Origin of the sequence: Alteromonas sp. NFXS44 (assembly GCF_040148705.1) — a bacterium.
GTDB lineage: Bacteria > Pseudomonadota > Gammaproteobacteria > Enterobacterales > Alteromonadaceae > Alteromonas.
Genome location: NZ_JAGDEA010000012.1, coordinates 149,093 through 175,542 on the forward strand (window position 1 = coordinate 149,093; position 26,450 = coordinate 175,542).

Consider the following 26,450-nt stretch of genomic DNA (forward strand, 5'->3'; position numbering starts at 1 on the left):
ATTTATCTAACGACCGGATTTTTGTGTGGCCTCAGTAATCTTTTTTCTGTTTACTTTTGTCAAAAACCACGCAAAAACCCTGTCGGGTCTCGCTTTTTCTATACTCTAGTCGCGGCTTGGCTTTCGAGGAATGAGACCATGGTCGTAGGTAGGAGGATTATAGAGTGAGTATAATACATACAGACATGTTAAAAGGATGTATATAAAACCATGACATTCGCCTGGGTTTCACTTGCACTGGTTTATCTGTTTTTTCTTTTTTATATTGCCAGTTGGGGAGACAAGAACTCACCCACCGCACGCTGGCTGACGTCTCATCCCGCTATCTATTCCCTTGCTCTGGCCATTTACTGCACCGCCTGGACGTTCTTTGGTGCGGTCGGATCTGCCAGTCGCGACACCTGGATATATCTGCCTATTCTTTTAGGGCCGGTACTGGTTTACGTGCTGGGCTATAAGTTTATTTATAAAATGACGCTGGTCAGTAAAAAGCAGCACATCAATACCATTGCCGACTTTATTGCCTCGCGCTACGGCAAACGTCAGGGTGTGGCGCTGCTGGTGACACTCATTGCACTGCTGGCGACCATTCCTTATATCGCGCTGCAACTTAAGGCCATCGGTTCAACATTTCAGCTACTGACGCAGCAACCGAACAGCCACTTCATCATTATTGTGGCAACCCTGTTTATCGCGATCTTTGCGATTTATTTCGGCACAAAACAAACCGATGTTACAGAGTACCGCCGGGGATTGATGCTGGCCATTTCGTTCGAATCCAGTATCAAACTGACCGCGCTGGTGCTGGTGGCCATTGTGGGTTACAGCGCCTGGCAAGCCACTGATAATCCTGAGCAGTTCAATACCTTTTTCAGCGACGAAGCCCTGTCGCAGTTCGGCTCTTACTCCTTTATATCCCAGACAATCATGGCCGCCGCGGCGGTAGTGTGCCTGCCAAGACAGTTTCACGTGGCAATTATAGATAACCTGAGCCTGGGCCACCTGAAAACAGCACGCTGGCTTTTTCCCCTGTATCTGGGGATCACCGCCGCTGTAATACCCGTCATCGCCATTGCCGGTAATGCCATATTTGCAGGGCAGAATGTGGAGCCCGATACCTATGTACTGAGCATGGCAATTTACTCGGAGTCAGCGCTGTTGCAGATCATCGTCTTTATTGGCGGGCTGTCGGCCGCCACCGCCATGATCATTGTCGCCACACTGACCTTAAGTACCATGCTGACAAACGACGTGATCCTGCCGCGGGTTCTGCTAACCAAACACAGTAACCCGGGCAATAAAGATTATGGGCGGCGTATCCGGCTGATCCGGCGTATTGTCATTGGCCTTATTCTGTTGCTGGCTTTTCTGTACCACCAGCAAATGACCAACAGCCGTTCGCTGCACTCCATCGGTCTGATTGCCTTTTCACTGGTGATCCAGCTCATTCCTGCCATTGTTGGCGGGCTTTACTGGAAACGTGCTCATGCTCACGGTGTGTATGCCGGTCTGGTTGCCGGACTGGTTACCTGGGTACTGTGGCTGGTGCTGCCGCTGGTGAATGACAGCGCGACCACGTTGCAACAAAACGAGCAAATCAGCCAGGGAGCACTAATCAGCCTTGCTGCAAATTTTGCTGCCTATATCGGCTTCTCGCTCTTTGCCCCTGCAAGATTAGTTGACCGGATCCAGGCTGAAGCCTTTGTTTCTCCGGCAGATAACAGAACGGCATCGAACCGCCGGCACAACACCCATGTGACCATTGCTGACCTCATTACTCTGTTGTCCACGTTTATGGGCAGCGGCCGGTGTGAGCAACTGGTGGAAGAATATCAGCAACTGAATCACTGCAAAATTAACCGTGACGAAACGCCCGATGAGTCCTTTATGGCATTTTCCGAACGGGCATTGGGCGGCGTAATCGGTGCATCCAGTGCTAAAGCGTTAATCGACTCCATCCTGAAAGGAAAGAAGCTGGATTTCACCGAAATCATTAACTTCTTCGACGATACGACTCAGGCAATGCAGTTCAACATGACTGCCCTGCTCACTTCGCTGGAGAATATGGATCAGGGGATCAGTGTGATAGACAAGCACCTGAACCTGGTTGCCTGGAATAAACGCTATACCGCGTTATATAACTATCCTGACGGCATGCTGGCAGTGGGTACGCCGATTGAAAAGCTGGTGCGGTATAACGCCGAAAAAGGTGAGTTCGGTGCCGGTGATGTGGAAATCCAGATAGAAAAACGGCTGGAACATTTACGCTCCGGTACGCCTCACCGGTTTACCCGCCAGCGCAGTGATGGCCGTGTGATTGAAATGGTCGGCAACCCGTTACCCGGCGGCGGCTTCGTAACCAGTTTCAATGACATCACCGGTCACATCGAAATTCAGCAGGCGCTGGAAGAGTCGAACATCAACCTGGAAGCCAGAATTAAAAAGCGTACGGAAGAAGTGCACTCCATCAATGCCGAATTGCGACTGGAAATCGAGCGCCGTTCAGAAGCAGAAAAAGAACTTATCCGCGCAAGAAAAGCCGCAGAAGATGCTAACGCCAGCAAAACCCGTTTTCTGGCGCTGGCCAGTCATGATGTTCTGCAGCCACTTAATGCAGCGAAGCTTTATGTGACCGCGCTGGAAGAAGCTGAACTTTCTGCACCGGTGAAAGATATCGTTACGAAGCTGAATCATTCTGTCACCTCCAGTGAAGCGCTTATCGGCACCCTGCTCGACATATCCCGTCTGGACCAGGGGGAGCTGAAACCTTCTGTGGAAGCCGTAAACCTTCCCGCCCTCTTGTCGCAGTTAACTGACGAAATGGGTATGCGGGCCAGGGAAAAAGGTCTCCAGTTGCGGGCCAGGATCCGGGACTGCTGGGTACTCGGCGACAAAACCTTCTTGTACCGTATTGTGCAAAACTTGCTGTCAAATGCAGTGAAGTATACAGAATCCGGTAAGGTACTGCTCACCGTGCGCCCAAGGGGTGATCGTGTGTTGATTGAAGTCAGGGATACAGGTATCGGTATCTCGTCTGAGCAACAGGGCATGATTTTCAGTGACTTTTACCGTACCCACGAATCCGCAGAACACGGTGTTGGCCTGGGTCTGGGGGTAGTCCGCAGACTCAGTCAGCAGATGCAAAGCAAGATACAGGTGTCCTCTGTGCCGGGCAAAGGCAGTTGTTTCACCCTGACCATGGGCCGTGCGTCGCCCCGCCGTCAGACTGACCCCGCCAAGCTGAGCCGCTCTTCGACCTTCAGAGGGGTCCGTGTATTGTGCGTAGATGATCAGCAGGAGAACCTGGATGCGCTTCAAACCTTACTGGAAAAATGGGGAGTAACAGTCGTGCTGGCGAACAACTGGGACGACGCCATACGTCAGGCAGATATATTCTCGCCACAAATTCTGTTAATGGATTATCAGTTAGGGCCGGGCCAGAACGGGCTTGATCTGATTGAGGCTATCCGCCGGCATCTGGATATCGTCGTGCCGGCATCCCTGGTCACGGCTAATCATGAAGAAAGTCTGATTGCACAGTGTAAAGAACAGGGCGTGAACTACCTCACCAAGCCTTTAAAACCTGCCAAACTGAGAGCGTTATTACAAAGTTTGACCCGGCATATAAAAGATAGCCGCAGGGAGCCACGGCAGCAGTAGATTGCCGGCTGGCTCCGGAGAAAAAATTTACGCTTTGGGCGGGGTTTGCACCTCGCCCTGAACGGGTGAAGTGGTCTGAACAGGCTGTACCGGCGTCTGGCTGTCGGCTGATTGCACGTTCGTACCATTAGCGGCAGTAACCTTACCTAATGTTCCCCAGCGCCCCTTCGGATTAACCAGAACAGGCCGGGTAAGGATAAGGTTATTCGGATACAGCACCGTTTCTCGATCTTGCGTGACCAGACGGGTGTTGAACAAATTGATGTCGGCTATGTAACCTTCAATGAAGTTGTCGCCATCGAGAATACGCACATAGTTCCCCCGCCGGTATGTCACATTCGTCAGCAGAATAAAGTATGCGGTAACGTTACTGATCAGCGACCAGTTCGCGAACAGGGCGACACCCAGTAAGGTAAGAATTGACGTAGACAGTACCAGCAGGCCGGAAATATCCACACCCCAGGCAATCAGTATTAACGCCAGGGTGACGGTGGCACTTAAAATCCTGGCAGTAAACAACCCTTTCAACGCACTGGAAGATTTGAGTTTACTCTTTTCTACATTCTTTTCGAGACGGGGGATGGCAAAACGGGTCATCAGCAAATAAAGCAACAGCATGACCGCTGTCCAAATCACGTTGGTCTGGTAAGTTTCCAGCCAGCGCGTCACTTGTTCCAACCACTGCATGGTAAGTTCCTGAACAGATGTTAATTGTCGCGTTTTCGCGGGCACAAAAACCGGAAAAAAAGTAAACCGGACAACCCCTGACCGGGTAACCTATACTGAGTTATCGACACGACAAAAAATGAAAATGGCAAAGAGGCAAAATTATATCACCTCTTATGTCCGGTTCGTATTATATTATTAACTAAAGCTTTGGTCTGTCTGTGTTTTCATCCGCACCTGTTCGCCGGATGCAGCAGCCCTTATTTTACCATTACAGGTGTAATAAAAATTATGCGTATCGCAATTTTGTCCCGCAATCCTAAACTTTACTCCACCCGCCGGCTACTGGAAGCAGGCAGAGAGAAAGGCCATGAAGTCGATATTATCGACACCATGCACTGCTACATGGATATTACCAGTGCCAGGCCTTCAGTAAGGTACAAAGGTAAGCGGTTGCCGTTCTATGACGCAGTAATACCCCGTATCGGTGCATCAGTCAGTTTCTACGGCACCTCTGTTGTCCGTCAGTTCGAAATGATGGGGACTTACAGTATTAACGAATCGGTTGCTATCAGCCGTTCGCGGGACAAATTACGTTCATTGCAGCTGTTATCCCGTAAAGGCATTGGTTTGCCACGTACAGGCTTCGCCCATCATCCGGATAACATTGAAGATCTGATTAAAAACGTGGGTGGCGCACCGGTGGTGATTAAACTACTGGAAGGTACTCAGGGTATTGGCGTGGTACTGGGGGAAACCCAGAAAGCCGCAGAGTCAATCATTGAGGCCTTTATGGGTTTGAATGCCAGCATTCTGATCCAGGAATACATCAAAGAAGCCGGTGGCTCTGATATCCGTTGTTTCGTTGTCGGTGATAAAGTGGTTGCGGCCATGAAACGCCAGGCGGCGCCCGGTGAATTCCGCTCTAACCTGCACCGGGGCGGCTCAGCCAGTCTGGTGCGCTTGTCACCGGAAGAAAGAAAAACGGCTATTGCAGCGGCAAAGACCATGGGTCTGAATTGCTGTGGTGTAGATATTCTCCGCTCTAACCATGGACCGGTGGTGATGGAAGTAAACTCGTCACCGGGTCTGGAAGGTATTGAAGCAGCCACCAAAAAAGATGTGGCGGGCATGATTATCGACTTTATTGCCAAATCAGCAAAACCGGGCAACACCCGTACACGAGGTAAAGGTTAATGGCAGAAAAAGCACTGGAAATTGGTGGTCAGCGTATTCTGCCCGGCGAAAGCAAAAAGATTGAGCTTGAAATGCCGCCGCTTTATACCGCTACCAACATGAGTATTCCGGTCTATGTAAAACGTGGTAAACGACCCGGCCCGACTATGTTCGTGTCGGCGGCTATCCACGGTGATGAACTGAATGGCATTGAAATTGTAGGCCGTCTTATTCACTCCAAAGCGATTGAAAGGCTTCGCGGAACACTTATCGCTGTTCCTATGGTGAATGTGTACGGTGTACTGAACCAGTCGCGTTACCTGCCTGACCGCAGAGATCTGAACCGCAGCTTTCCCGGCAGCAAAAAAGGCTCTCTGGCAGGCCGTCTGGCGAACCTCTTTTTTAAAGAAGTGGTGAGTAAGTGTGATATCGGCATCGACCTGCATACCGGTGCCATACACCGCAGTAATCTGCCGCAGATCCGCGCGAACCTGGACGATCCGGAAGTGCTGGGGATGGCGAAAGCATTTGGTGTACCGGTATTACTGAACGCAGATTTGAGAGATGGCAGTCTGCGTCAGGCCGCCAGCGAAGATGGCGTAAAAATTCTGTTGTACGAGGCTGGCCAGGCACTGCGTTATGACGAGTTTTCTATCCGCGCCGGCGTAAGAGGCATTATTAACACCATGCGCCACGTGGGCATGCTGAACAAGAGTCGCAGTAAAGGTCACGACATTAAACGCTTTATTGCCAGAGAAAGTGGCTGGGTGCGGGCACCGGAAAGTGGCCTGGTGAATCATATCGCCCAGTTAGGTGACCATATTGTTAAAGGTGACAAGCTGGCGACGATTTCCAATCCTTTCGGTGAGGTACTGGAAATTATGTACAGTCCTATGGATGGTGTAATTGTAGGTAAACAGAATATTCCGCTGGCGCAGGAAGGCGAAGCGATTTATCACATCGGCTACTTCAAACAACCGGACACGGTGGCTGAACACGTAGAATTACTACAGGATAACCTGGTAACAACCGAACAATCCCAACCCTAGGTTGACTACTTTTGTTAGAGGATCACTGATGCAAGAGCAACAAAAACGCTTGATAGGTGCACTGGAATATTGTGATTTACCCGAGCTGACCATTAACGACCTGACAATCCGGGTCGATACGGGGGCGGCAACGTCGTCATTACATGTCGATAATATCGACGAGTTCGACCGTGACGGCGATTTATGGGTGAGTTTCGATATTCATCCTGACATTCACAATGTAGACAGCATTGTGCGCCGTGAGGCGAAAGTCGTCGCCCGCAAGAAGGTGAAAAGCTCCACGGCAACCCTGGAGCGCAGATATGTTATCGACACGGAAGTGGTGATGTCCGGTGAAGCCTGGCGAATCCAGTTAACACTCACCGACCGGCGTGAAATGACTTATCTGATGTTGTTTGGCAGAGAAGCCATGAACGGGCGCTTTATTGTAGACCCGGAACATGAATTCATACTGACGGAAAAACGTCCCGCCGGATAATTATTTCGGCGGCTCAAGCTCAAGCTGGGAGGCAATCAGTACCGCCTGTGTACGGTTGTTAATGCCCAGCTTCTTAAAGATAGCGGTAACGTGTGCTTTTACTGTTGCTTCTGCGATATCCAGGTTATAGCCAATTTGCTTATTCAGCAAACCATCCCGCATGTAACACAGCACCTTGTACTGAGAAGGTGTTAACGAGGCCACTTTGTCGGCCAGTTCAGAAAACGCTTCGTCGACCTCTTCAATCTTTTCACTTACCGATTCCGGTAACCAGATATCACCGTCAAGAATAGACTGTACAGCATTAGCGATATCACCGGAACTGGCTGTTTTCGGAATGAATCCCAGCGCGCCTACGCCGACAATTTTAGAGATAATGGCAGCGTCCTCTGTACCGGACACAACGGCCACAGGAAGCTCGGGATAAAGTTTACGGATGTGCACCAGACCAAACATGTCATGGCTGCCGGGCATATGTAAATCGAGAAGAAGCAGGTCGATATCTTCTTTTTCGAGGATATCGACCGTGGTAGTCAGATCGCCGGCTTCCCGTAGAATGAGATCCGGCAGGGTTAACGATAACGCTCCCCGCAGTGCATCCCGGTACAGCGGATGGTCATCAGCAATCAGCAGCGTTATCATTCTTTTCCCTTATTTGTTTAAGCGCTCCTCGATGAGTGTATCAACAACGGAAGGATCCGCCAACGTTGAGGTATCACCAAGTTGCTCATGCTCGTTAGCGGCAATCTTACGCAGAATGCGGCGCATAATCTTACCTGAGCGAGTTTTAGGCAGTCCGCGGGACCACTGAATCATATCCGGTGTGGCAATCGGGCTCAGTTCCTGACGTACCCACGCACGCAGTTCTTTCGTCAGCGCCTCGTCTGGCTCAATACCTTCGTTAGGGGTAACGTACACATAGATACCCTGCCCTTTGATATCGTGGGGATAACCCACCACCGCAGCTTCAGCCACTTTAGGGTGAGCCACCAGCGCACTTTCAATTTCAGCAGTACCTAAGCGGTGACCGGAAACGTTCAGTACATCGTCCACGCGACCAGTGATCCAGTAGTATCCGTCTTCATCACGACGGGCACCGTCACCGGTAAAGTACACGCCTTTGTAGGCACTGAAATAAGTCTGGATAAAGCGCTCATGGTCACCGTAAACAGTACGGGCCTGGCTCGGCCAGCTGTCTTTAATCACCAGGTTACCTTCAGCGGCACCTTCCAGATCATTACCGTCTGCATCAAACAGCGCAGGCTGGATGCCAAAGAACGGACGGGAAGCCGAACCCGGCTTAAGTGGCGTCGCCCCCGGCAGCGGAGTAATCATCATGCCGCCGGTTTCTGTTTGCCACCAGGTATCCATAATGGGACAACGGCTCTGACCAATCACGCGGTAATACCATTCCCATGCTTCCGGGTTAATTGGTTCACCCACAGACCCTAACAGACGCAGAGAAGACAAATCGCAACCTTCCACCGGCGCTTCACCATGGGCCATCAGAGCGCGGATTGCAGTAGGTGCTGTGTACAGGCTGTTCACCTTGTACTTTTCTACTACCTGAGCAATACGGCGTACGTCAGGGTAAGTAGGCACACCTTCAAAGAATACCTGAGAAGCACCGTTGATCATTGGTCCGTAAACCATGTAGCTGTGACCTGTGATCCAGCCCACATCCGCTGTACACCAGTAAATGTCATCTTCACGATAATCAAAGGCGTACTTGAAAGTCATGGATGAATACAGCAGGAAACCACCGGTTGTATGCACTACACCTTTAGGCGTGCCGGTTGAGCCGGATGTATACAGAATAAACAGCGGGTCTTCCGCATTCATGACTTCCGGTTCGCACTGAGCTGAACAGTCTTCAGTAAGCTCGTCCCACACCACATCAACGTCGCTGTTGTAGTTAACATCGCCGCCGGTCAGCTTGTGTACAATGACATTAGTGATAGACGGGCACGCACCGTTGGCCAGCGCTTTATCTACATTCACTTTAAGAGGGACAGAACGGCCTGCACGGCGGCCTTCATCACAAGTGATAACAACTTTAGCTTTACTGTCGTTAATACGGTCAGCGATTGCATTAGGCGAGAATCCGCCGAAGATAACAGAATGCACCGCACCGATACGGGCACAGGCCAGCATGGCATAAGCAGCCTGCGGTACCATAGGCATGTATACCGCAACGCGGTCGCCTTTACCGACACCCAGCTTTTTCAGGCCGTTTGCCAGTTTACATACTTCGTAATGCAGTTCCTGATAAGTGATTTCCTGGCTGTCTTCAGGGGAATCACCTTCCCAGAACAACGCCGTTTTCTTTGCATTCTTCGCCAGGTGACGGTCGATGCAGTTGTAGCTGGCGTTGATTTCGCCGTCTTCGAACCACTTGATTGAAACGTTATCTGCGCCAAATACCGTATTCTTGGTTTTAGTTGGTTTCTTGTACCATTCTAACGTTGAAGCGTACTCTGCCCAGAAGCCTTCCGGGTCTTCTACAGAGCGCTTATACATCTGATCATACTGCTCTTGCGTCAAATGCGTGTTTTCCAGAATGTTGTCCGGTACAGGATACGTCTTGCTGGCAGTCATGGATAATGCCTCCGATGTCATGTTAATCCAGTAATAATTGTCTGTTAAACAGGGTAGCCATTCTAAGGTAAAGCAAAATGAGACTTTGGTCTTAGCGATTTTGCTCTTTTAAGACAAAAAGATACAACCTTAGTCTCATAGACCAACAGCCAGTTTGTTAATTCAGAGGAATACATCCTCTTTTGAAAAAATAACGAAAAAATCACAATTATCTTACCTTTAACCTGACTGCGTAAAAGAAGATAATCCGGATAAATTGCTTAACAGACCCGATGAACAAAAGCTGAAAGAATTCAGATAAACAGTGCCACCCTCAACGGCTATTTGCGCAACTGATAGTGAATATCACGCAGACAGCAGACGGGGTGGCAGGATGCCGCTAAAATTGCCTCAGAACTTAAAGATCACACCGGCACGTGCAACCACGGTTGTAAAGCTTTCAAAGTCAGAACCATACTCAGTATCAAAGTGAGTTAACTGAGCAAAAGTGGTCAAGCCTTCTGTAGCCTGATAGCCATAGTTAATATAGGCAGTCGTGTTTTCGTTCAGGCTGGTTGCAGACAGGCGATCACGGTCACCGGAGTCTACCGACGCACTACCGTAACCTACTTTCACGTTATGCCCTGCTGCCGGCGTCCAGCTTGCGTACATCATATAGCCACTCTCTGAGAAGCTTTCGCTGACCACACCGCCACTTAATGTCACTGCCGGCGCTACACCCAACGCATTCTGGTTGTTCAGTGCTTCACCGGTGTAGTATTCACCATTCAGGCTGACCGCTCCGAAGTTCAGTGTTGTGTACACCTTAAAGAGGTTGGCATCCTGGTTACTGCCTTCAACATAGCCCGGCTCATCTTCAAACTGCAGTTCGGCTACGTGTGCCGCAAAACCGATGACGTGGCCGGATATTTTGTAGTTAGCATCAACAGCGAAGCCCGGCATACCACCCAACTCATTATTATTTACACCACTGCTGCTCAGGTTACGGCCCTTACCGGTGATTGCGCCGGTCAGCGTTAAGTTATCAACCTTGTAAGTTGCACCCGCTTCCATGGCGAGGAAGCCGGAATTACCTGCGCGGTAACCATTACCAACCCAGTTGTAGCTGCCGCTGGATTTGATCCCTGATGCAGTAGACCATTTCTGGCCGGCAAACAGCGTCAGGTTATCGCTGTAATCGTAATAAAGCGTTGCCAGACGAAGTCTTGGCTCCTGCGCCTGCAATGCGGTTTGGTTAGTAAAGCCGTCTTCACCGTCAATGAAATCCAGCTCAAGCACACCGCGAATTTTATCGTGCTTCATATTCAGGGAGAAACGGGACTGGGAAGCCTGGAAAGATGTAGACTGGGATTCCAGATAATTCGTTTCTTGCGCAGTTGCAGGGGCACCGCCGAAAATATCCGTTCTCAGTGCATGTGTTGGTGCAACATGACTGTAAGTACTTCCGTAACTGCCGACACCCTGACTGGATGTCACGACTTCCGTTTTGATCATGCCTTTGAAGCTGAAATCATAAGCGTAGACAGGGCTACCCGCCAGGATAAGTGCGCACGAGGCTGCAATGCGTGTATACATGTGTTTTCTCCCGATTCATTTTTAAAATCAGATTTGGTTTTTAAATGGTGTTCTTTTTTCTTATTGAGGATAAAGCGAAGGGACGAACAGGTACGTCACCCTCAACCTTCTAACGAAAAATTAACATTAACAAAACAATTTCATTGTGAGACAAATTACAGCGGATTACCCTATAAATCGTGAATGTTGCGACCAAAGTCTTACGATTCAGGGAGGATACGAACTTTTTCCGGCTCATTTGTTGTTTTTGCTGTGACTTAATAAAATCAGTCACTTAATTATTGTTGATGAACCCGGATTCTGCGAGTTTTTTGCGGTGTAATCTGCATTTTCCGGCGGGGATGACAGGGCCGCTTCAGTTTGATGTGAAGCGGCGGAATGTAAATCACTGTGAAATGAAAATCACGGACAGCGGCATAATAAAAAACAATCCGGCAATATAAGCAGCACCGTAAATTTTACGTTCTGCTGCCAGACCGGCCAGTGATGATGACAGACTGAGTGGAATGTTACGCAGAAAGGGCAGACCAAATATCAGCAGCACTGAAAATATATTAAATAACAGATGCACCAGCGCAATCTGCATGGCAACACCACCCATCGGGCCGGTCACCGCCAGCGCAGCGATAAGCGCAGTAATACAGGTTCCGATATTTGCACCCAGTGTGAACGGATAAATATCACGGGCTTTCAGAATGCCACTACCCACCAGCGGAACCATCAATGACGTGGTGGTAGACGATGACTGGACCAGCACTGTCATTACAGCCCCGGAAGTAATGCCTGATACCGGCCCTTTGCCGATACTGGTGTGCAGAATATCTTTCGCCCTGCCTACCATAAGCACTTTCATGACTTTTCCCATCAGTGTGATTGATGCCACGATCAGCAAAACACCCAGCAGGATTTTAACGACCCCGGGATACACAGACGGCAGGAACATCAGGCCCTCTGTGACCCAGTGTACAACCGGTTCAGTGACCGCCTTTACCGGATTCACGCCGGACATTGCCACACTGTTGTCCATCTGCAGCAGCGAAACAAGATACTGACTGCTTTTTTCTAATATCCCTGTCGCCATTTCCAGCGGCAGGAAAATCATCACCGACATAACATTAAAGAAATCATGAATTGTCGCGGCATGGAAAGCCCGTCTGAACTCATCTTTGCGGGCTACATGCCCCAGGCTCACTATGGTGTTGGTAATACTGGTACCGATATTCGCTCCCATTATCATCGGCACAGCAATAGGTACGGGCAACCCGCCTGCAACCATGGCAACTATGATGGAGGTCACCGTGCTGGATGACTGAATGAGGGCGGTACTGACCATGCCGATGATCAGGCCCATCACCGGATTTGAGGCAAATTCGAATAAACCCCGCGCATGGTCAGCGGTGGCGAATTTAAAGCCACTGCCAATCATCGATACTGCCAGCAGCATCAGATAAACCAGGGCAAGGAGTACAAACCAGTTTTTTATTGAATGACGTGGCGTTCCTGCCGCAACCGTCGGTTCCATGTTGGTATGGGATAGCGTCATAATAAAGCATACACTCACTTATGTTCAGATAAGCAAGTGTATGGCGGATTTATGACAGCGAAATGAACGCGGCAGTCATGCCTCAGAAAGGAACAGGATACGCTCTGTAAACGTCTTCGATTTGGCGCAGTACGGCAGAATCCAGCGTTAAATTAAACGCATCAATGTTCTCTGCCAGTTGCGCTTCAGTGGTGGCTCCGATGATAGTTGCAGTGACTCCCGGTACCTGCTGACACCAGGCCAGCGCCAGTTGCGAAGGTGTAATCCCTGCACGGGAAGCAATTTCCACATAACGTCGTGTTGCATCGTGGGCCGGCTGCTTATCACGGAACAGCCCCTGACGCTGAACATACGTCCAGCGGGATCCTTTCGGTCTCGCATCGTCCAGATATTTACCGGCCAGCATTCCCGTTGCTAATGGTGACCATGGCAAATAAGCAATATCTTCCAGGTGACACATTTCAATCAGATAGGGTAAATCCTTTCCGTGCAGCAGGCTGAACTCGTTCTGAATGGATACCGGTTTAGGTATGCCCATCTCATCACATAAACGCAGGAAAGTATGAATGCCCCAGGGCGTGTCGTCAGACAGTCCCCAGTGACGGATTTTACCGGCATCGATGGCGGTTTTCAGACCGCTGAGGATATTGCGCATTCCTTCCGTTTCTTTTTCTTTATCGATGGTGGTGGGATCCACTTTGCCTGGCCAGTGCTTACCGAAATGCGGCGAGGTACGGTTCGGCCAGTGCAGCTGATAAACATCAATGTAGCTGGTCTGCAAACGCTTCAGCGAGCCTTCAATGGCTATGCCAATATTCTCAGCGTTGATAATATCGCCGTTACGGATCCAGCTGATACCGCTGCCTGCGATTTTAGTCATGATGATGAGCTCTTCACGCTGGCTCTGGTTGCGACTCAGCCAGTCGCCCATTTGACGCTCCGTATCACCGGATGTCGGCTCGTTCGGCGGTATCGGGTACATTTCAGCGGTATCAATGAAGTTTACGCCTCTGGACAGTGCCAGAGCCATTTGCCCGTCAGTATCCTGCTGGGTATTCTGAATGCCCCAGGTCATCGTACCCAGGCACACTTCAGAGACTGACAGCCCGCTGCTGCCCAACGTTGTATATTTCATATTGCAGTTAACCTGTTTCTTATTCATTTTGGTGTGGCAGTCTGCCGCTTAGCCTCATTTCGCCACAGAATTCTGTTCCTGAAGCCGGGCTTCGGCTTTCGCCAGCTTTTTCTCGATATCCCTGCGGGATTCCACCATCTCGTTTGCCAGCTCAGCCAGCGACTTAAATTCCGCAAACCCGAGCTGCCGGGTATCAATTTTCTGATATTGCCTTTTACAACGGTAAAAGAACATCACGAAATTAGCAAAAGCACGGTGAAATGTAGCGAAGCTTTTGACCAGCAGTAAAATCAATGCGATGGATGTCACTGCCGCAATCGACAAACTGTACACCCTGACTTTGTTTTGCTGATCGGTGATCAACGGCTGCAATGCGGTTTCCACACTTCGCAGCTTGTCCTCCACATCATGGGCCTGACGCCTGAAGGCTCCCTGCAGGCCATCATTGTGGGTGACGCCCATTGTCGTAACAGCGTCAGCCAGTTGATTAAATACCCGTGTGTAATCTGCCGTCAGAGTTTGTGCCTGCCCGTCATTACTGATCACCGCCGCATGCTGCAACTTTTCAAGGGCCTGACGTACAGCCTGACGGTGAAAGCTCTCACGGGTCAGCAGATAATTACGGGTAGCCAGTTGCAGGGCGACTTTCAGCTGATAAGCCTCACTACCATAGGCAAAAAATGGCACCCGCGACATGTCATCCTCAATGCCAGTGAGTTTGCCCTGAAAACCGGACTGGCGGGTTAACCCCAACTGACTTTGCAGGGTAACCACTTCACGGAACAGGCGCTGGTAATCATGCATGCTTTGCGCAAGTTCGCCGGTTTGCTCTACCGGCAACGCATAGTCGGCCAGCAACGGCGACAACCCGGCAAGATCATTATTAAATCGCTCAGAGCGCGCCGTGAACCGGTGATAGTAGTCCATCTGATGTCGCAGCAGGAAGTCTTTTTCGTGACGTCTTAATTGCAACAATTCCTGCTCCAGATGCAGCAATAAATTGTGTTGCTCATGCAAATGGAAGAGGCGCTTAGTGAATAAATGCTGGTTTACCACCAGCAAACTCATTCCTGACACGCAGATCAGGGTCATCAACATCAGGCGGGACTTAATGGAATCAAATTTCATGGCGAACACCATTTTTGTGGAAACATCTCAGGGTAACGCAGCTATGTGAAGGGATTGTTGCATTCGTCTGTCACTACCCGGCATTTTGCGATTCAACATAAGCATATGGGGGTAACCCCCTATAGCGGCGCAAAAAGCAAACAGCGACACTGTGTTTACAAAAGCAAAAAGCCGGAACCAATACTGGCTGGTAAACAACAAAGTGACGGAGCGACAAAATGAAAAAATTCACCCTCTCGGCCTTAGCGGCGGCGATGATAACACTTCCGGCAAAAGATGCACTTGCTGATGCGTACATTGGCGAACAAATGCAAACTACACTGACAACACTGGCTGAAAATACGCCTGTGATGGCTGTAGTCACCTACGAACAGCTGGACCCGCTGGCAGAAACCCAAATCCGCCAACTGCTCGATTTAGGCATTACAGAGGGTGTGCAGTTTAAAACGCTCCCCATCATCGGTGTACTGGCAACCAAATCTCAAATCGAACAGATTGCCGCGATGGACGGAGTGCGCTCTGTATTTGCCAACCGTCCGGTGAAATTTTTCAATGAAGTTTCCCGACAAATCACAGGCGTTGATCAGCTACAAAGTGACGACTTTATTACCCGCAACGGTATGAGCTTCACGGGTAAAGGCGTCACCATTATGGTGAACGACTCAGGTATTGATGCTACCCATCAGGATTTGTTTTTCGGCGATAAAGTCGTGGAAAACGTGCAGGCAGCCACCCATGCTCAGGCGCTGTCTCTCACCGGTGTCACCAACGGATTTACATTAACAGGTCAGCCAAATACAGATCTGAATTCAGGTCACGGTACCCATTGCGCCGGCACCATTGCAGGCAACGGCGTTATGTCTGACGGCAAGCACAAAGGGGCCGCACCGGATGCGGATCTTGTGGGTTACGGTTCAGGCGGCGGAGTGCTGATTCTTGATTCACTGGGCGGTTTTGATTTCGCTATCAGCAATTTATACAGCTATGACAGTCCGATTAAAGTTATCAGCAACTCATGGGGTTCCAGCGGCAAGTACGAACCGCTGGGGCCGGTTTCCATGGCAACTTATAAAGCCCATAAACTGGGGATCCTGAGTGTATTTGCTGCCGGTAACGATGGTCCCGGTGAAGACTCTCACAACCCTTACGCCCAAATCCCCTGGGGAATGTCAGTGGGTGCAGGCGACAAATCAGGCAAACTTGCGGACTTCTCATCACGGGGCCTGGCTTCAGAGTCCGGCTCATTCACGATGCCTGACGGTACGGAATGGACATACAACAATGATGTGACCATTGTTGCTCCGGGCGTGGACATTATCTCTGCACGGGCATCTACCAACCTTGTTGCCAATGGCGGCGATGCCGACCTTGGCGCAATGGAAGCCGAGTACGTGCCCTTCTACACCATGATCTCAGGTACGTCCATGGCCACACCCCATGTTGCCGGCATTGTTGCACTCATGCTGGAAGCTAACCCTGAACTGGATAATCTGACGATCAAAAAACTGCTTCAGGACACAGCAACGAATATGCCGGGTTACGAGCGCTGGGAAGTAGGTGCCGGCTATGTGAACGCAAAGGCCGCCGTGGCTGCTGCTCTGGATTACGATATGGACTACAGCGTTACCGTTAACAACCTGGCAGAAAAAACCTTTAATACGAATTCCCTCACCACTGAGTCTGATGATGTGACCACTCTGGATGTGTTCTATTCACCGGTGGGTGAACCTGATATTCAGTATTTTGAAGTGGGTGACGATGTTGCGCTGGTAAAAGCAGCCGCATCCACGCTGGCGAATCTTACAAAACTGGTTCTGGTTGCCCCTGACGGTACGGAGTATTTCGGCAATCTCACCACACCGGTACTGAGTGAAAACATGCGTGTTTCTGCCCCCGGCATGGCCGGCACCTGGGGCGTCTATGTATACGGTCTGACGTCATTATCCGGTGTGCAGGCTGACCCTCTGGGCCTGACCAACGGACCCGGCCTGCCGGAAAGCTTTTCTGTTGATGTGACTTACCAGCTGTCAGGCGGGTTTCAGGGCATGGATGATGTGGAAGGTCACCCTTACGCCGGCGCCATCGAATTTGCCGTCAGCGAACGCTTAATGGATGGTCTGAGCCCGAATAAGTTTTCTCCTGACAGCCAGCTTAAACGTCACGGTTTCGCGACTTACGCTGTTATGGGCGGTGCCGTAAGACAATATCGTGATTTGTTAAACGAACCGGCTCCGGGGCATTCGGGTATCCCGAAATCGAAAAAACCTTATATGGAATCTGTTCTGGTGAGTGGTGGTGCACTTAAAGATACCGACGGCTCCCAAAACCCCGTTTTGTTGGCTGACATGGATGTTGCCAACACTTACGGGACCTACAAGCGACTGGATGCTGCGTATTCCTTTGTTCAGATGCTTGGTCTTCAGGATGTGGCGACCGCTTTTGATCCTGCTGACGATATCATCGTTGAATATAAAGGAGAGCAAATTGTGCTCGCCGATCAGGATTCAATTCCTGATGAGCTGAAAGGCTATGTGCAACTGGCAATCACGTTGTCGCTGGTCAATGTTGAATTCGGTCTGACTCAGGGTCAGTTCGACTTAACACCGTCACTGACAGCCAGCTTTGATCCGGATGGCATGATAACACGGGCGCACTACGCAGTATTGGCTTCACGTTTCTTCACCCAGTACTACCAATAAAGTACCAGAAGCGTGGTAGTTATACTTGCTGCCACGCCACATCTGGTTTATTTTTAATCAATAGTTATGAGGTGACAACATGAAAGCAAAAGTAGTTCGCACGCTGGCCATCGCAGCTGCACTGTGTTTAACAATGGCACCAATGGCGAACGCCGTTGCTGTACTTCCCGATACCATTACCGTAACAGACAACCAGTTAAAAGCATCTGTTCAGGTGAGTAATACCATTGCCGTTGACCTGACCGTCAGTTTCGAAAAAGTCATTGGCCTGAATGCCAATACATTATCGGTCAGTGCAGAGTTACTCTCGCCGCTGGACAGTGCCATCACAGACAGGCTGGGTTCGGCTCTGATTGCACCGGCTGCTGCATTTCCGGTTATCGTGTCGCTGACACCGGATCCTGGCAGTGGTTTTGCCTTCGAAGGCATGGCCACCGTAGAACTATACACCAAAGCAATTCATTACACTCCGGATTTGCCTTTGCGTCTGTTTACTTCACACGCAGACGGCACTTTCGAAGATATCACCACGCTGGTATCTGCCGGCAGTATCCGTGCCCGTGGTAACACTGGTAAGTTTTCTGACTTCATGATCCTGCTCGACACCCGCACACCGGCAACCATTGTGGCAGACAAAGCCGCAGCACTGGATGCCTTCGTCAACGCGCAGAGTCATTCAATTTCAGCCCCGCTGCTGAGCACCGTGGAAAGCTTACTGTCTTCTTTGTCACTGGCCGTGTCCTCGCAGGATTACGATACCGCCCTGGACGAGACTGACGCCTTAATTACCGTGATTGAAAACAGTGACAAAGGTGCCATGCCGGATGTGTGGCAGGCATCAGACAGCCTGACAAATGTAAAAGGCGATCTGTTGTCCTCGCTGACCAGCCTGCGCTACGCGTTGCGGGTAATGTAAGGACCGGAATCATTTCACTATGCCTTTACAGTTAGCCATTGCCGGGCAAAGCGGAATTGTGACTGAACACAAGCTGCTGCCCGGCCGCCGCTATGTTCTCGGACGCAGCGAGCAGGCCGATATCATTATTCCCCACCCCCAGGTGTCACGGGAGCATGCACTGTTATGTGCTGAGAACGATGACAACTGGTCGCTGGACGATACCAGCAGTACCGGCTGCTACCTTAACGGACAACCGGTGTCGTCAATGCGTCTCGGCGATGCCCAGGTGCTGCACTTCGGCCCGGTAGCCTGTGAAGTGAAGCGGTTGAGCGACGACATCACCTTGCGCACTGATTCCGTTTCCGTATGGCGGCAACAACGATTAAACCAGCTGAAACAGGATCTGTCAGATTGCGACGACACCCGTTCACTGATTGAGATGGTGCAGAACTGCTTTACTCAAACCCTGCATTGCGAAAGGGCTGCCGTCATCTTTTGCGACAGTCAGGCCAATATCAGCTTTGCCGACGGACATCCCGAATGGATGAACGAAAACCGCTTTACCGGCAGCCGCACTGTGATCCGCAACGCCATTACGCAAGGTGAACCGCTTGCCATCGGCAATATCAGTGCAAAGCCTCACTATAATCAGCTAGCCAGTGTGGTGAACAATCATATCTGCGCGGCTGTATGTATTCCTCTTATCAGTGATCACGGTGTGACTGGTGTACTGTATGGAGACAACACAAGCGGCAGGCAGTATTTTACCGGCACAGAAGTGGCTTTTGCCCGCCAGATCGCGGATATTTTGTCATTACGTTTGTTATTCCTTTCTATCGAACATAAACTAACCTTGTTACGTCGTTCCTGAATTTATCCTTTTTCAGGATAATAAGGCTGGTTTTGCAGAATAATAATAATGGTGCGGCCCATGGTGACGCACTGGCTACTCAGCAATTGCAGAACGCTTCTCTTCTCGAGGCAGGTACAGTCCTGTCTGATCGTTTCCGTATCATTTCACACTTAGGTCAGGGCGCTCAGGCCAGCGTTTACTTCGCCTTTGACATGCTTCTGGATACACAGATTGCACTGAAATATATCCCGGGTGCAAACCGCCATCCTGAAAAAATGGAAGTATTGCGCAATGAAGTCCTCACAGGGCGGAAATTGCAACACCCGAACATTATCCGCATCCATGACATCTACACCCATCACGCTGATGCTTTTTTTACCATGGCTTATGTTGCCGGTGAACCGCTTTACGTGCGTCTCAATCAGCCGGTTACTGCCCGCCAGTTTGAACAATGGAAAGTGTCGTTATTGCGGGCTGTGGCGGCCTGCCATCACAGCGGGATCCGCCACGGTGATTTGAAGCCTGATAACATTCTGATTGATGAGGAAGACAATCTGGTACTGATTGACTTTGGCATTGGTCAGTCGGTAAACAGTGCGGAGCAGACCAGCGGTCATGAAAGCTTTACTGCACCGGAAATTCTTCAGACCGGCATACCGGCAGCCACATCAGATGTTTATTCAGCTGGCAAAGTGCTGGCGCTGGCGCTGGATGCGGTAATTTTCTCAGCGAAATCTATTCAGGACCGACGATGGGAACGGCGACAGCGGAATATGCTCAAAGCCATGACTGCCGTACCACCGCTGAAAAGGCCGGACATTGATACCCTGTTAACGCAGACGGAAGAAAAAAACCGGGGCAGAACAGGCAGAACTCTGCTTGTGGCTTCTGCGGTGCTGCTCATTGCTTTGGCCGGCCTCTACGCAGGAACCCGCTCCGCAGCCCCGATGCTCACAGGCACCCAACGGGTTGTGATTGTCTCCGCGCCGGATGTACCGGTTCTGAGTGTGATAAGTGCAATGACTGCCCTCCCCATCAGCACTTCACCTCAGTTTGATGTGCTGGACCCCGGAGAAACGGCTGAGATCAGCCGGAACTTGTCGTTAAAGCCGCTGCAAAACCGGGACGACCGTGCTGACCTTGCCATCACTCTGGATGCCGGAGTCGTTATTGCCCTGAATGCCTCAGAAGCATCATCATCCACCTGGCTTATCAGAGCGACCGGTTATGCCGGTATCTCTGACGACGTATTGTTTGATCTGGCTACCCCCTTCTCGGCTGACACACTGGCCCGCGATGCCGCCAGGTTTGCCGGTGAGTTATCTGAAGCGCTGGCCGGAGTGACAGATACACCGTCAGACGTACCGGACATGGCGTTTATAAGTGATGTAATTGCAACTATGTCACCATCATCCCCGGGTACCGCGGCAGAAGCACTCGCCAGTCTCCGGCAATCCGCACCAGACTATCCGGCAGCCTGGGTACTGTCAGCAGAGGAAGCGCTGAACGAAAACGATCTGGCCTCAGCCCGCACCTATCTGGACAGATTGTCAGAACTGTCAAACTCTGAGCCTTACTGGCAGTTGAAAGGCCAGTATATCCGCGCATTGCTCAACGATGATGCCAGTCTTGCACTGGAAGCAATTACCTTGCTGACTGACCGTTTTCCGGGTCGTGCAGAGTTACTGGCAGAAAAAGGAATGGTGCTGGAATGGAACGGTGATGCCGCCGGCGCAATGCAAGCCTGGCTGCAGGCAACAGAGAAAGCCCCCGGCAATGGTCAGTACTGGTTTGAACTTGCTCGCCTTAAAATCATTAACGGAAATATTAACGAAGCGATTAATAACGAGCTGACCAAAGCCCTCGTTGCATTCCGTATCAGGGGCGACAAAGAAGGCGAGGGGCTGGTATTAAATGCCTTTGGCGTGGCACACCTCAGACTGGCGGAATACGAAGCTGCCAGCCGTTATTTTATTGATGCACTCATGCTTCGCACAGCAGATACTTTTCCTGCTCAACGGGCAACTACACTCGCTAACCTCGCCAATGCATCGGCAGTACTGGGGAACTACGACACAGCAGAGGAAGCTTTGAATGAAGCATCAGATATCCTCGCCGATTTGGGTGACGACGAAGAGCTTGCTCACGTGCTTGATACACTGGGGTTCCTGTTCGAAGAGCAGGGACAGTACGCCAGGGCACTGATAAATTACAAAAGAGGCCTGGATATCCGTGCGTCCGGTAACAATCAGGGTGAAAAAGCGGCCAGTATGAGTAATGTGGCCTACATGCATTTTCTCACCGGCGACTTTTCACTTGCAGATATTTACTGGCAGCAGGCGCTGAACCAATTCATGGAAGCGAAAGATAAAGCCCATACGATCCGTACGCAGCAAAATATGGCCCAGTTGTCGCTGGTAAAAGGTGACTGGATAGCAGCAGGAAGGTTGCTGACCCTTACAGACGGCGCTTTGTCTGAAACAATGCACCACGAGCAGATGATCAATCACCTGCTCTATAGCTACCTGAACTTTGTTAAAGGTGATCTTGAGCAGAGCTTTACCCGCCTGGCAGAGGCCGAAGCGCTGGCAGTAGATACGACAGACGCCCGCTCGCTGGCTGAAATCACGCTGTGGCACGGTGAGGTTTGCCTGCTGATTGCAGACTTTACCTGCCTTAACCAACAAATCAGCAAAGCCACAGGTTCAGTCACCCATGAGATGACCGAACAGATGGCGGTGCTGAACTGGCTGAAGCTGGCCAGCTCACCACAACCAGCCGGCAATACTGCGACACTGACCGGTGATCAGCTTACAACGCTGTTTCCCGGCAATATTCCGGTATTGACAGAAATAAAAATTGCACTGGATCTGCAACAACGCCTGAACCTTGATAAAGACAGTCCGCTGATGCAACGGGCAGAAGCCTTGGTGAAGCCTGTTTATTATCAGTATTACCTACAACTGCTTTACTTGCAGGCTGAAGCCGGAGAAGACGTCACCGGGAAGCTGGAACAGGCGCTGGCCGCACACCCCGATTACTGGCGCAGCCACCTCTATTACCGGGAGCTGAAAGGTGAGCACAATAAGCAGCTTGCCAGCGAGTCTCTTGAGATTTGGTTGTCCCGTCTGACAGAAGATCAGGCCAGACAATACAGGATGACGTATCTTGAGCAGTGAACAGCAAACACTCATTGACGATATTCTCCGTCAGCAGCAATACCTCAGAAATCGTCTGGACGAGGAACAGCAGCAGCTAACCCTGATGGCCAAACGTTTGTGGGCACAGCAGGAAGCGGATAAGGCCAATCTGTCCCGTGAACTCCACGATGGTGTGGGCCAGTTGCTTACCGCCCTCACCCGCCGTCTGCATACATTGAGTGCCGCTGATCCGAAAATGGCAGAGCTTGCTGAACTGGCTAACCTGGCACTTGAAGACGTAAGGCAGCTGTCACGCATGATGAGTCCCGTCATTCTTGATGATCTGGGGCTCAAACCGGCGCTGAAATGGTTATGCCGCTCCCTGTTTGAAGAAGAGGCTATCCAATGTCGCTGTGAGATAACGATAAATTGTGATATCAGTAAAGATATCAGCACCCTGATTTTTCGCATCGCTCAGGAAGCATTGACCAATACCCTGAAACACAGTGAAGCTGAACTTGTAACGGTGCGGCTGCAAAACAGTTACAACACCATCCGCCTTGAAATCAGTGACAACGGGAAAGGCTTTCAGACCGGCCGCGTAAAGCAGGGTGTAGGCTTAACCAGTATTGCCGATCGTGCCAGGGCCTTTGATGCTACTCTGGAAATAGCATCCGCCTCCGGTGGCGGTACAACAACCACAGTGGTGATCCCTCTATGACTATAAAAATCGTGCTGGCAGATGATCATGTCATTATGCGTCAGGGGCTTATTCAGATGCTCGAAGCAGACGGTCAGTTTACTGTCACCGGCGAATGTGGTGACGGCGTGAGTCTGATCAACCTTGTGATCACACAAAACCCGGATGTAGTGATTATGGATATCTCCATGCCGGAAATGAGTGGCCTGGTTGCTATTGATAAAATCCTCACCCAGCGGCCGATGACACGGGTACTTGTGTTGTCCATGCACAATGAACGTGAATACATGGAAGCCATGTTTGATGCCGGTGCAAAGGGCTACCTTCAGAAGGAAACCTCCGCTGACGAACTGCTTTGTGCTATTAAGCAGATTGCATCAGGAAAAAGCGTATTTCCCGGCCTGGAAGGTGCAGCAGCCCCCGCATCAGGCAATATTGTGAATCCACTCAGTGTGCTGACCCGCAGAGAACGGGAAGTGTTTTTCCTTGTGGCGGCGGGAAATACCAGTAAGAAGATAGCTGAATTGCTGACGATGAGTCTCAAAACCGCCGAGAATCACCGTAGCAATATGTATAAAAAATTGAATGTCACCAGCTCTGCAGAATTAATCCGTCTGGCCGGCAAAGCCGGCCTGCTGGAATAATTAAAGCTGATCTCTGAGCGTGATACTGAAGGCGGTGTCAGCCCGCGTAACCGCGTTTGCAGGTACGAAGGAGGCAGATATGACCGGTTCCAAATCGAACCGCCCCTGTGTCACAGATAACTCAGGCTGCATAAGACCAAGTGCCAGAGCCTGCTGAACATAACCCCGCATTGACGGGCTTATCTCACCGGCATCGTCTATCTCCACCGCTTCCCCGAATACAATCGCCACTACCGGAGAGTCCGGGTCAAAGGCTTCGGCTTCCGCCTGCAATCCCAGTCCCTGTACCAGTGAGTAAGCCAGTTCTTCGCGGCTGACCAGATCACTTGCCCCAAATACCGTGGCAGAGTCATTCAGCATCACCGGTTTCATAGTTTGTTCGCGGTCTGATAGCAGTGTGCCTTCAGCTGACACGCTGTTTATTGAAGCACCATAACTGCCGGCATCAGCAAAATAAGACGCATTCCCTGACAACGTCTGACGCAGACTGGTTGCCAGCGTAAGGGTATCTGCCAGTTCAGCCCTGGTAATGAAACTGTCTGGTTTAAAGCCATTAGCAGTGGCGTCCATCAGGTGCCTGCTTACCACGTACTCAATAAAGCTCTGAGCGCCGTGCCCTTCGCTGTCTTCAATGCCCGTATAACCTGCCGTTTCCAGCAAACGGATATTGACGTCCACCGTACCGGGTACACCAACACCATTGGTGACGCCAAGCGGATCAAGAGACACTCCGCTTACACTGCCAATTCCGCGACTGTAAAGCTTCCATGTACCGGCCATACCCGGAGCCGCTGCGCCAACCGCTGAGCCTAATACCGGTAAACCAATACCAGACCCGTAACGGTTTCCGGCCGGGTCTTCCAACACGAATGCCGTACCGGTTTCAATAATCGCGGAAGCCAGTACCATTGACACATCCGCAGAAACATCGAAGGTTTCCGTCGGGCTCTCTCCCACCGGGATGTATGTCGTTTGCATAGTGAAACTGTCACCTTCAGTCACATTGGCAAATGCATTGAAGCTGCGGTTAAGTTTGACGGTATCACCGTAAACCTCTGTGCCATTGACAACAGCATTGACCGCAGCGTGGGCATTGACGTAACCGGCACCTGCTTCCCACGCACTTCGGCCCGCCATGGGCGTCGCTGTTTCCTGTAAAATATGTTTGACGTCATACCACTGCAAATCCGGATCTGCTTCCAGCATCAATGCCACAATTCCCGAAACATGCGGCGCAGCCATTGAGGTACCGCTGGACACTGTATAAAACGGCAGATGCTGCGGTTCAATCATATCTGCGTCATCCTGAGCACTCAGCCCTCCCAGGCTTGACGTTGACGCACGGGCAGAAATGACGTCTACACCGGGTGCTGTTACCGTGGGCCTGTCTTCCCAGGTAAATACCTCACCGTCAACAACCACTTCCCCTCCTTTGCCGTCAACGCCGCGGGAACTGAAATCAGCCAGCTTACCGTCTTTGTCGCCGGCAGCGACGGTTATCACCCAGGGGGCCTTCTTAAAGTTGCCGGTAATGGTGGATTCACCGGCACCGGAATTACCGGCAGAAAAGACGGTAATAATGCCGCGGTCTGCCAGTGCTTTGGTTGCTACGTTAGTTGGATCATCCGGATTAAAGGGCGTTCCGATATCACCGGTATTGCCAAAGGAGTTAGAAATAACGCGGATGTTATAATCGTACTGATGGGTCAGCGCGTAATCGAAGCCGCCGATGGTATCTAAAATAAATAAGGCTGCTCCTGAGCCGTAGCCGATGATATCAGCCCCGGGTGCCACACCGGCATGCAGTCCGCCACTTTTGGCCCCATTTCCGCCTACAGTGCCTGCTACGTGGGTACCGTGACCACCTCCGATGTCACTGTTGGCAACATTTTCCTGATATGTGACCGGCAGGATACTGCTGAAAGACGCAAGGTTGGTCTGCGCCAGAACGTTTTGAACAACATGATCCGGATAAGCGATATCTGAATGGGTGCCGTCTACACCGGAATCATTAACCACAACACCAATGCCACGACCGGAATACGGTACGCCACCGTTCCGCAAGCTACGGTCAGCCCGCATGGTCTGTACACCAGTAATTTGCGTGGACTCGTAATTTTCAAAATCCAAAGGAGCGTTGTGATAAACCGATACTACATCATCGCGGCTATACAGTGCATCTACCTGAGCTTTGGTCGCAAGAATGCCAACAATAGGCAAATTCTGCATTGAAACGCCGGTAGTGATACCAAGGGATTTAAGGGCATTAAGCTGCAGTGCTGATACCGGACCGGAACCGTCAAAGGTAACGATAACTTCCTGTAACTCAACAGGCGCTTCGGCAAGTTGTGCAGCGAGAGCGGAATCGAAAGTTTTTGCATTAACTACGCCGAAGGGCAAGGCACAGGTAACAGCAACGGAAAGCAGTGTTTTCTTATTTAATATTTTCATGGGTAACCTCACTTGTTTACACAACGAGTATTGCCCATTGACTATTTTACCGACATA

The 26,450-nt window shown here is 50.7% G+C and carries 18 protein-coding genes; 10 read left to right on the forward strand and 8 right to left on the reverse strand.

Annotated elements, in window-relative coordinates:
• The first annotated feature begins 210 nt into the window (after positions 1-210).
• Positions 211-3,660: a PAS domain-containing hybrid sensor histidine kinase/response regulator gene (locus J3369_RS17790; RefSeq protein ID WP_349589464.1), complete on the forward strand. Its 3,450-nt coding sequence runs from the start codon at positions 211-213 to the stop codon at positions 3,658-3,660.
• 27 nt (positions 3,661-3,687) lie between these two features.
• Here J3369_RS17790 and J3369_RS17795 read toward each other — a convergent pair whose 3' ends face one another.
• Positions 3,688-4,347 carry a mechanosensitive ion channel domain-containing protein gene (locus tag J3369_RS17795; protein ID WP_349589467.1) on the reverse strand — a complete coding sequence of 220 codons (660 nt, stop codon included), beginning with the start codon at positions 4,345-4,347 and terminating at the stop codon, positions 3,688-3,690.
• Positions 4,348-4,617: 270 nt separating this feature from the next.
• On the opposite strand from J3369_RS17795, the gene rimK reads away from it, so the two are divergent.
• The 3 genes from rimK to J3369_RS17810 are packed head-to-tail and all read left to right on the forward strand — an operon-like array spanning position 4,618 to position 7,029.
• A complete protein-coding gene (gene rimK, locus J3369_RS17800) occupies positions 4,618-5,523 on the forward strand; it encodes a 30S ribosomal protein S6--L-glutamate ligase (RefSeq protein WP_119502605.1) in 906 nt (301 codons plus the stop codon).
• The gene (locus tag J3369_RS17805; protein ID WP_119502606.1) at positions 5,523-6,551 is read left to right on the forward strand and encodes a succinylglutamate desuccinylase/aspartoacylase family protein; all 1,029 of its coding nucleotides are present in this window, start codon (positions 5,523-5,525) and stop codon (positions 6,549-6,551) included. Before rimK ends, J3369_RS17805 begins: the two co-directional genes overlap by 1 nt.
• A gap of 28 nt (positions 6,552-6,579) precedes the next feature.
• Positions 6,580-7,029 carry an ATP-dependent zinc protease family protein gene (locus J3369_RS17810; protein WP_119502607.1) on the forward strand — a complete coding sequence of 150 codons (450 nt, stop codon included), beginning with the start codon at positions 6,580-6,582 and terminating at the stop codon, positions 7,027-7,029.
• Here J3369_RS17810 and J3369_RS17815 read toward each other — a convergent pair whose 3' ends face one another.
• The 6 genes from J3369_RS17815 to J3369_RS17840 all read right to left on the reverse strand — a co-directional run bounded on the left by J3369_RS17815 (position 7,030) and on the right by J3369_RS17840 (position 15,008).
• Entirely contained in the window at positions 7,030-7,671 is a 642-nt protein-coding gene (locus J3369_RS17815) for a response regulator transcription factor (RefSeq protein WP_119502608.1), read from the reverse strand. It abuts the gene before it with no gap.
• 9 nt (positions 7,672-7,680) lie between these two features.
• A complete protein-coding gene (acs, locus tag J3369_RS17820) occupies positions 7,681-9,627 on the reverse strand; it encodes an acetate--CoA ligase (protein WP_119502609.1) in 1,947 nt (648 codons plus the stop codon).
• A gap of 390 nt (positions 9,628-10,017) precedes the next feature.
• The gene (locus tag J3369_RS17825; RefSeq protein WP_303574927.1) at positions 10,018-11,202 is read right to left on the reverse strand and encodes a hypothetical protein; all 1,185 of its coding nucleotides are present in this window, start codon (positions 11,200-11,202) and stop codon (positions 10,018-10,020) included.
• A gap of 385 nt (positions 11,203-11,587) precedes the next feature.
• Positions 11,588-12,724: a Na/Pi symporter gene (locus J3369_RS17830; RefSeq protein WP_502877490.1), complete on the reverse strand. Its 1,137-nt coding sequence runs from the start codon at positions 12,722-12,724 to the stop codon at positions 11,588-11,590.
• Between the two features lie 103 nt (positions 12,725-12,827).
• The gene (locus J3369_RS17835) at positions 12,828-13,880 is read right to left on the reverse strand and encodes an aldo/keto reductase (RefSeq protein ID WP_349589474.1); all 1,053 of its coding nucleotides are present in this window, start codon (positions 13,878-13,880) and stop codon (positions 12,828-12,830) included.
• A 54-nt stretch (positions 13,881-13,934) separates the two neighbouring features.
• Entirely contained in the window at positions 13,935-15,008 is a 1,074-nt protein-coding gene (locus J3369_RS17840; protein WP_349589476.1) for a chemotaxis protein, read from the reverse strand.
• 218 nt (positions 15,009-15,226) lie between these two features.
• Between J3369_RS17840 and J3369_RS17845 the strand changes: the two genes are divergently transcribed.
• The 6 genes from J3369_RS17845 (at position 15,227) to J3369_RS17870 (ending at position 23,942) form a co-directional block, all read left to right on the forward strand.
• Positions 15,227-17,707 (forward strand): S8 family peptidase, encoded by a 2,481-nt coding sequence (locus J3369_RS17845; RefSeq protein ID WP_349589479.1) that lies wholly within the window; start codon positions 15,227-15,229, stop codon positions 17,705-17,707.
• A 79-nt stretch (positions 17,708-17,786) separates the two neighbouring features.
• Entirely contained in the window at positions 17,787-18,623 is an 837-nt protein-coding gene (locus J3369_RS17850) for a DUF6689 family protein (RefSeq protein ID WP_349589481.1), read from the forward strand.
• A gap of 19 nt (positions 18,624-18,642) precedes the next feature.
• Positions 18,643-19,476 (forward strand): FHA domain-containing protein, encoded by an 834-nt coding sequence (locus J3369_RS17855; protein WP_349589483.1) that lies wholly within the window; start codon positions 18,643-18,645, stop codon positions 19,474-19,476.
• Positions 19,477-19,508: 32 nt separating this feature from the next.
• Entirely contained in the window at positions 19,509-22,637 is a 3,129-nt protein-coding gene (locus J3369_RS17860) for a protein kinase domain-containing protein (protein WP_349589485.1), read from the forward strand.
• On the forward strand, positions 22,627-23,319 hold the full coding sequence (locus J3369_RS17865; RefSeq protein WP_349589487.1) for a sensor histidine kinase: 693 nt from the start codon (positions 22,627-22,629) through the stop codon (positions 23,317-23,319). Before J3369_RS17860 ends, J3369_RS17865 begins: the two co-directional genes overlap by 11 nt.
• Positions 23,316-23,942, forward strand: coding sequence for a response regulator (locus J3369_RS17870; protein WP_349589489.1), 627 nt, complete (start codon positions 23,316-23,318; stop codon positions 23,940-23,942). Before J3369_RS17865 ends, J3369_RS17870 begins: the two co-directional genes overlap by 4 nt.
• Here J3369_RS17870 and J3369_RS17875 read toward each other — a convergent pair whose 3' ends face one another.
• Complete coding sequence (locus J3369_RS17875) at positions 23,943-26,393, reverse strand: S8 family serine peptidase (protein WP_349589491.1); 2,451 nt, start codon at positions 26,391-26,393, stop codon at positions 23,943-23,945.
• Positions 26,394-26,450: the final 57 nt, after the last annotated feature.

Bases quoted from the DNA above. Each gene is read 5' to 3' on its own strand.
- J3369_RS17790 (WP_349589464.1), top strand. From the start codon at position 211: ATGACATTCGCCTGGGTTTCACTTGCACTGGTTTATCTGTTTTTTCTT.
- J3369_RS17795 (WP_349589467.1), bottom strand. From the start codon at position 4,347: ATGCAGTGGTTGGAACAAGTGACGCGCTGGCTGGAAACTTACCAGACC.
- rimK (WP_119502605.1), top strand. From the start codon at position 4,618: ATGCGTATCGCAATTTTGTCCCGCAATCCTAAACTTTACTCCACCCGC.
- J3369_RS17805 (WP_119502606.1), top strand. From the start codon at position 5,523: ATGGCAGAAAAAGCACTGGAAATTGGTGGTCAGCGTATTCTGCCCGGC.
- J3369_RS17810 (WP_119502607.1), top strand. From the start codon at position 6,580: ATGCAAGAGCAACAAAAACGCTTGATAGGTGCACTGGAATATTGTGAT.
- J3369_RS17815 (WP_119502608.1), bottom strand. From the start codon at position 7,671: ATGATAACGCTGCTGATTGCTGATGACCATCCGCTGTACCGGGATGCA.
- acs (WP_119502609.1), bottom strand. From the start codon at position 9,627: ATGACTGCCAGCAAGACGTATCCTGTACCGGACAACATTCTGGAAAAC.
- J3369_RS17825 (WP_303574927.1), bottom strand. From the start codon at position 11,202: ATGTATACACGCATTGCAGCCTCGTGCGCACTTATCCTGGCGGGTAGC.
- J3369_RS17830 (WP_502877490.1), bottom strand. From the start codon at position 12,724: ATGGAACCGACGGTTGCGGCAGGAACGCCACGTCATTCAATAAAAAAC.
- J3369_RS17835 (WP_349589474.1), bottom strand. From the start codon at position 13,880: ATGAAATATACAACGTTGGGCAGCAGCGGGCTGTCAGTCTCTGAAGTG.
- J3369_RS17840 (WP_349589476.1), bottom strand. From the start codon at position 15,008: ATGAAATTTGATTCCATTAAGTCCCGCCTGATGTTGATGACCCTGATC.
- J3369_RS17845 (WP_349589479.1), top strand. From the start codon at position 15,227: ATGAAAAAATTCACCCTCTCGGCCTTAGCGGCGGCGATGATAACACTT.
- J3369_RS17850 (WP_349589481.1), top strand. From the start codon at position 17,787: ATGAAAGCAAAAGTAGTTCGCACGCTGGCCATCGCAGCTGCACTGTGT.
- J3369_RS17855 (WP_349589483.1), top strand. From the start codon at position 18,643: ATGCCTTTACAGTTAGCCATTGCCGGGCAAAGCGGAATTGTGACTGAA.
- J3369_RS17870 (WP_349589489.1), top strand. From the start codon at position 23,316: ATGACTATAAAAATCGTGCTGGCAGATGATCATGTCATTATGCGTCAG.
- J3369_RS17875 (WP_349589491.1), bottom strand. From the start codon at position 26,393: ATGAAAATATTAAATAAGAAAACACTGCTTTCCGTTGCTGTTACCTGT.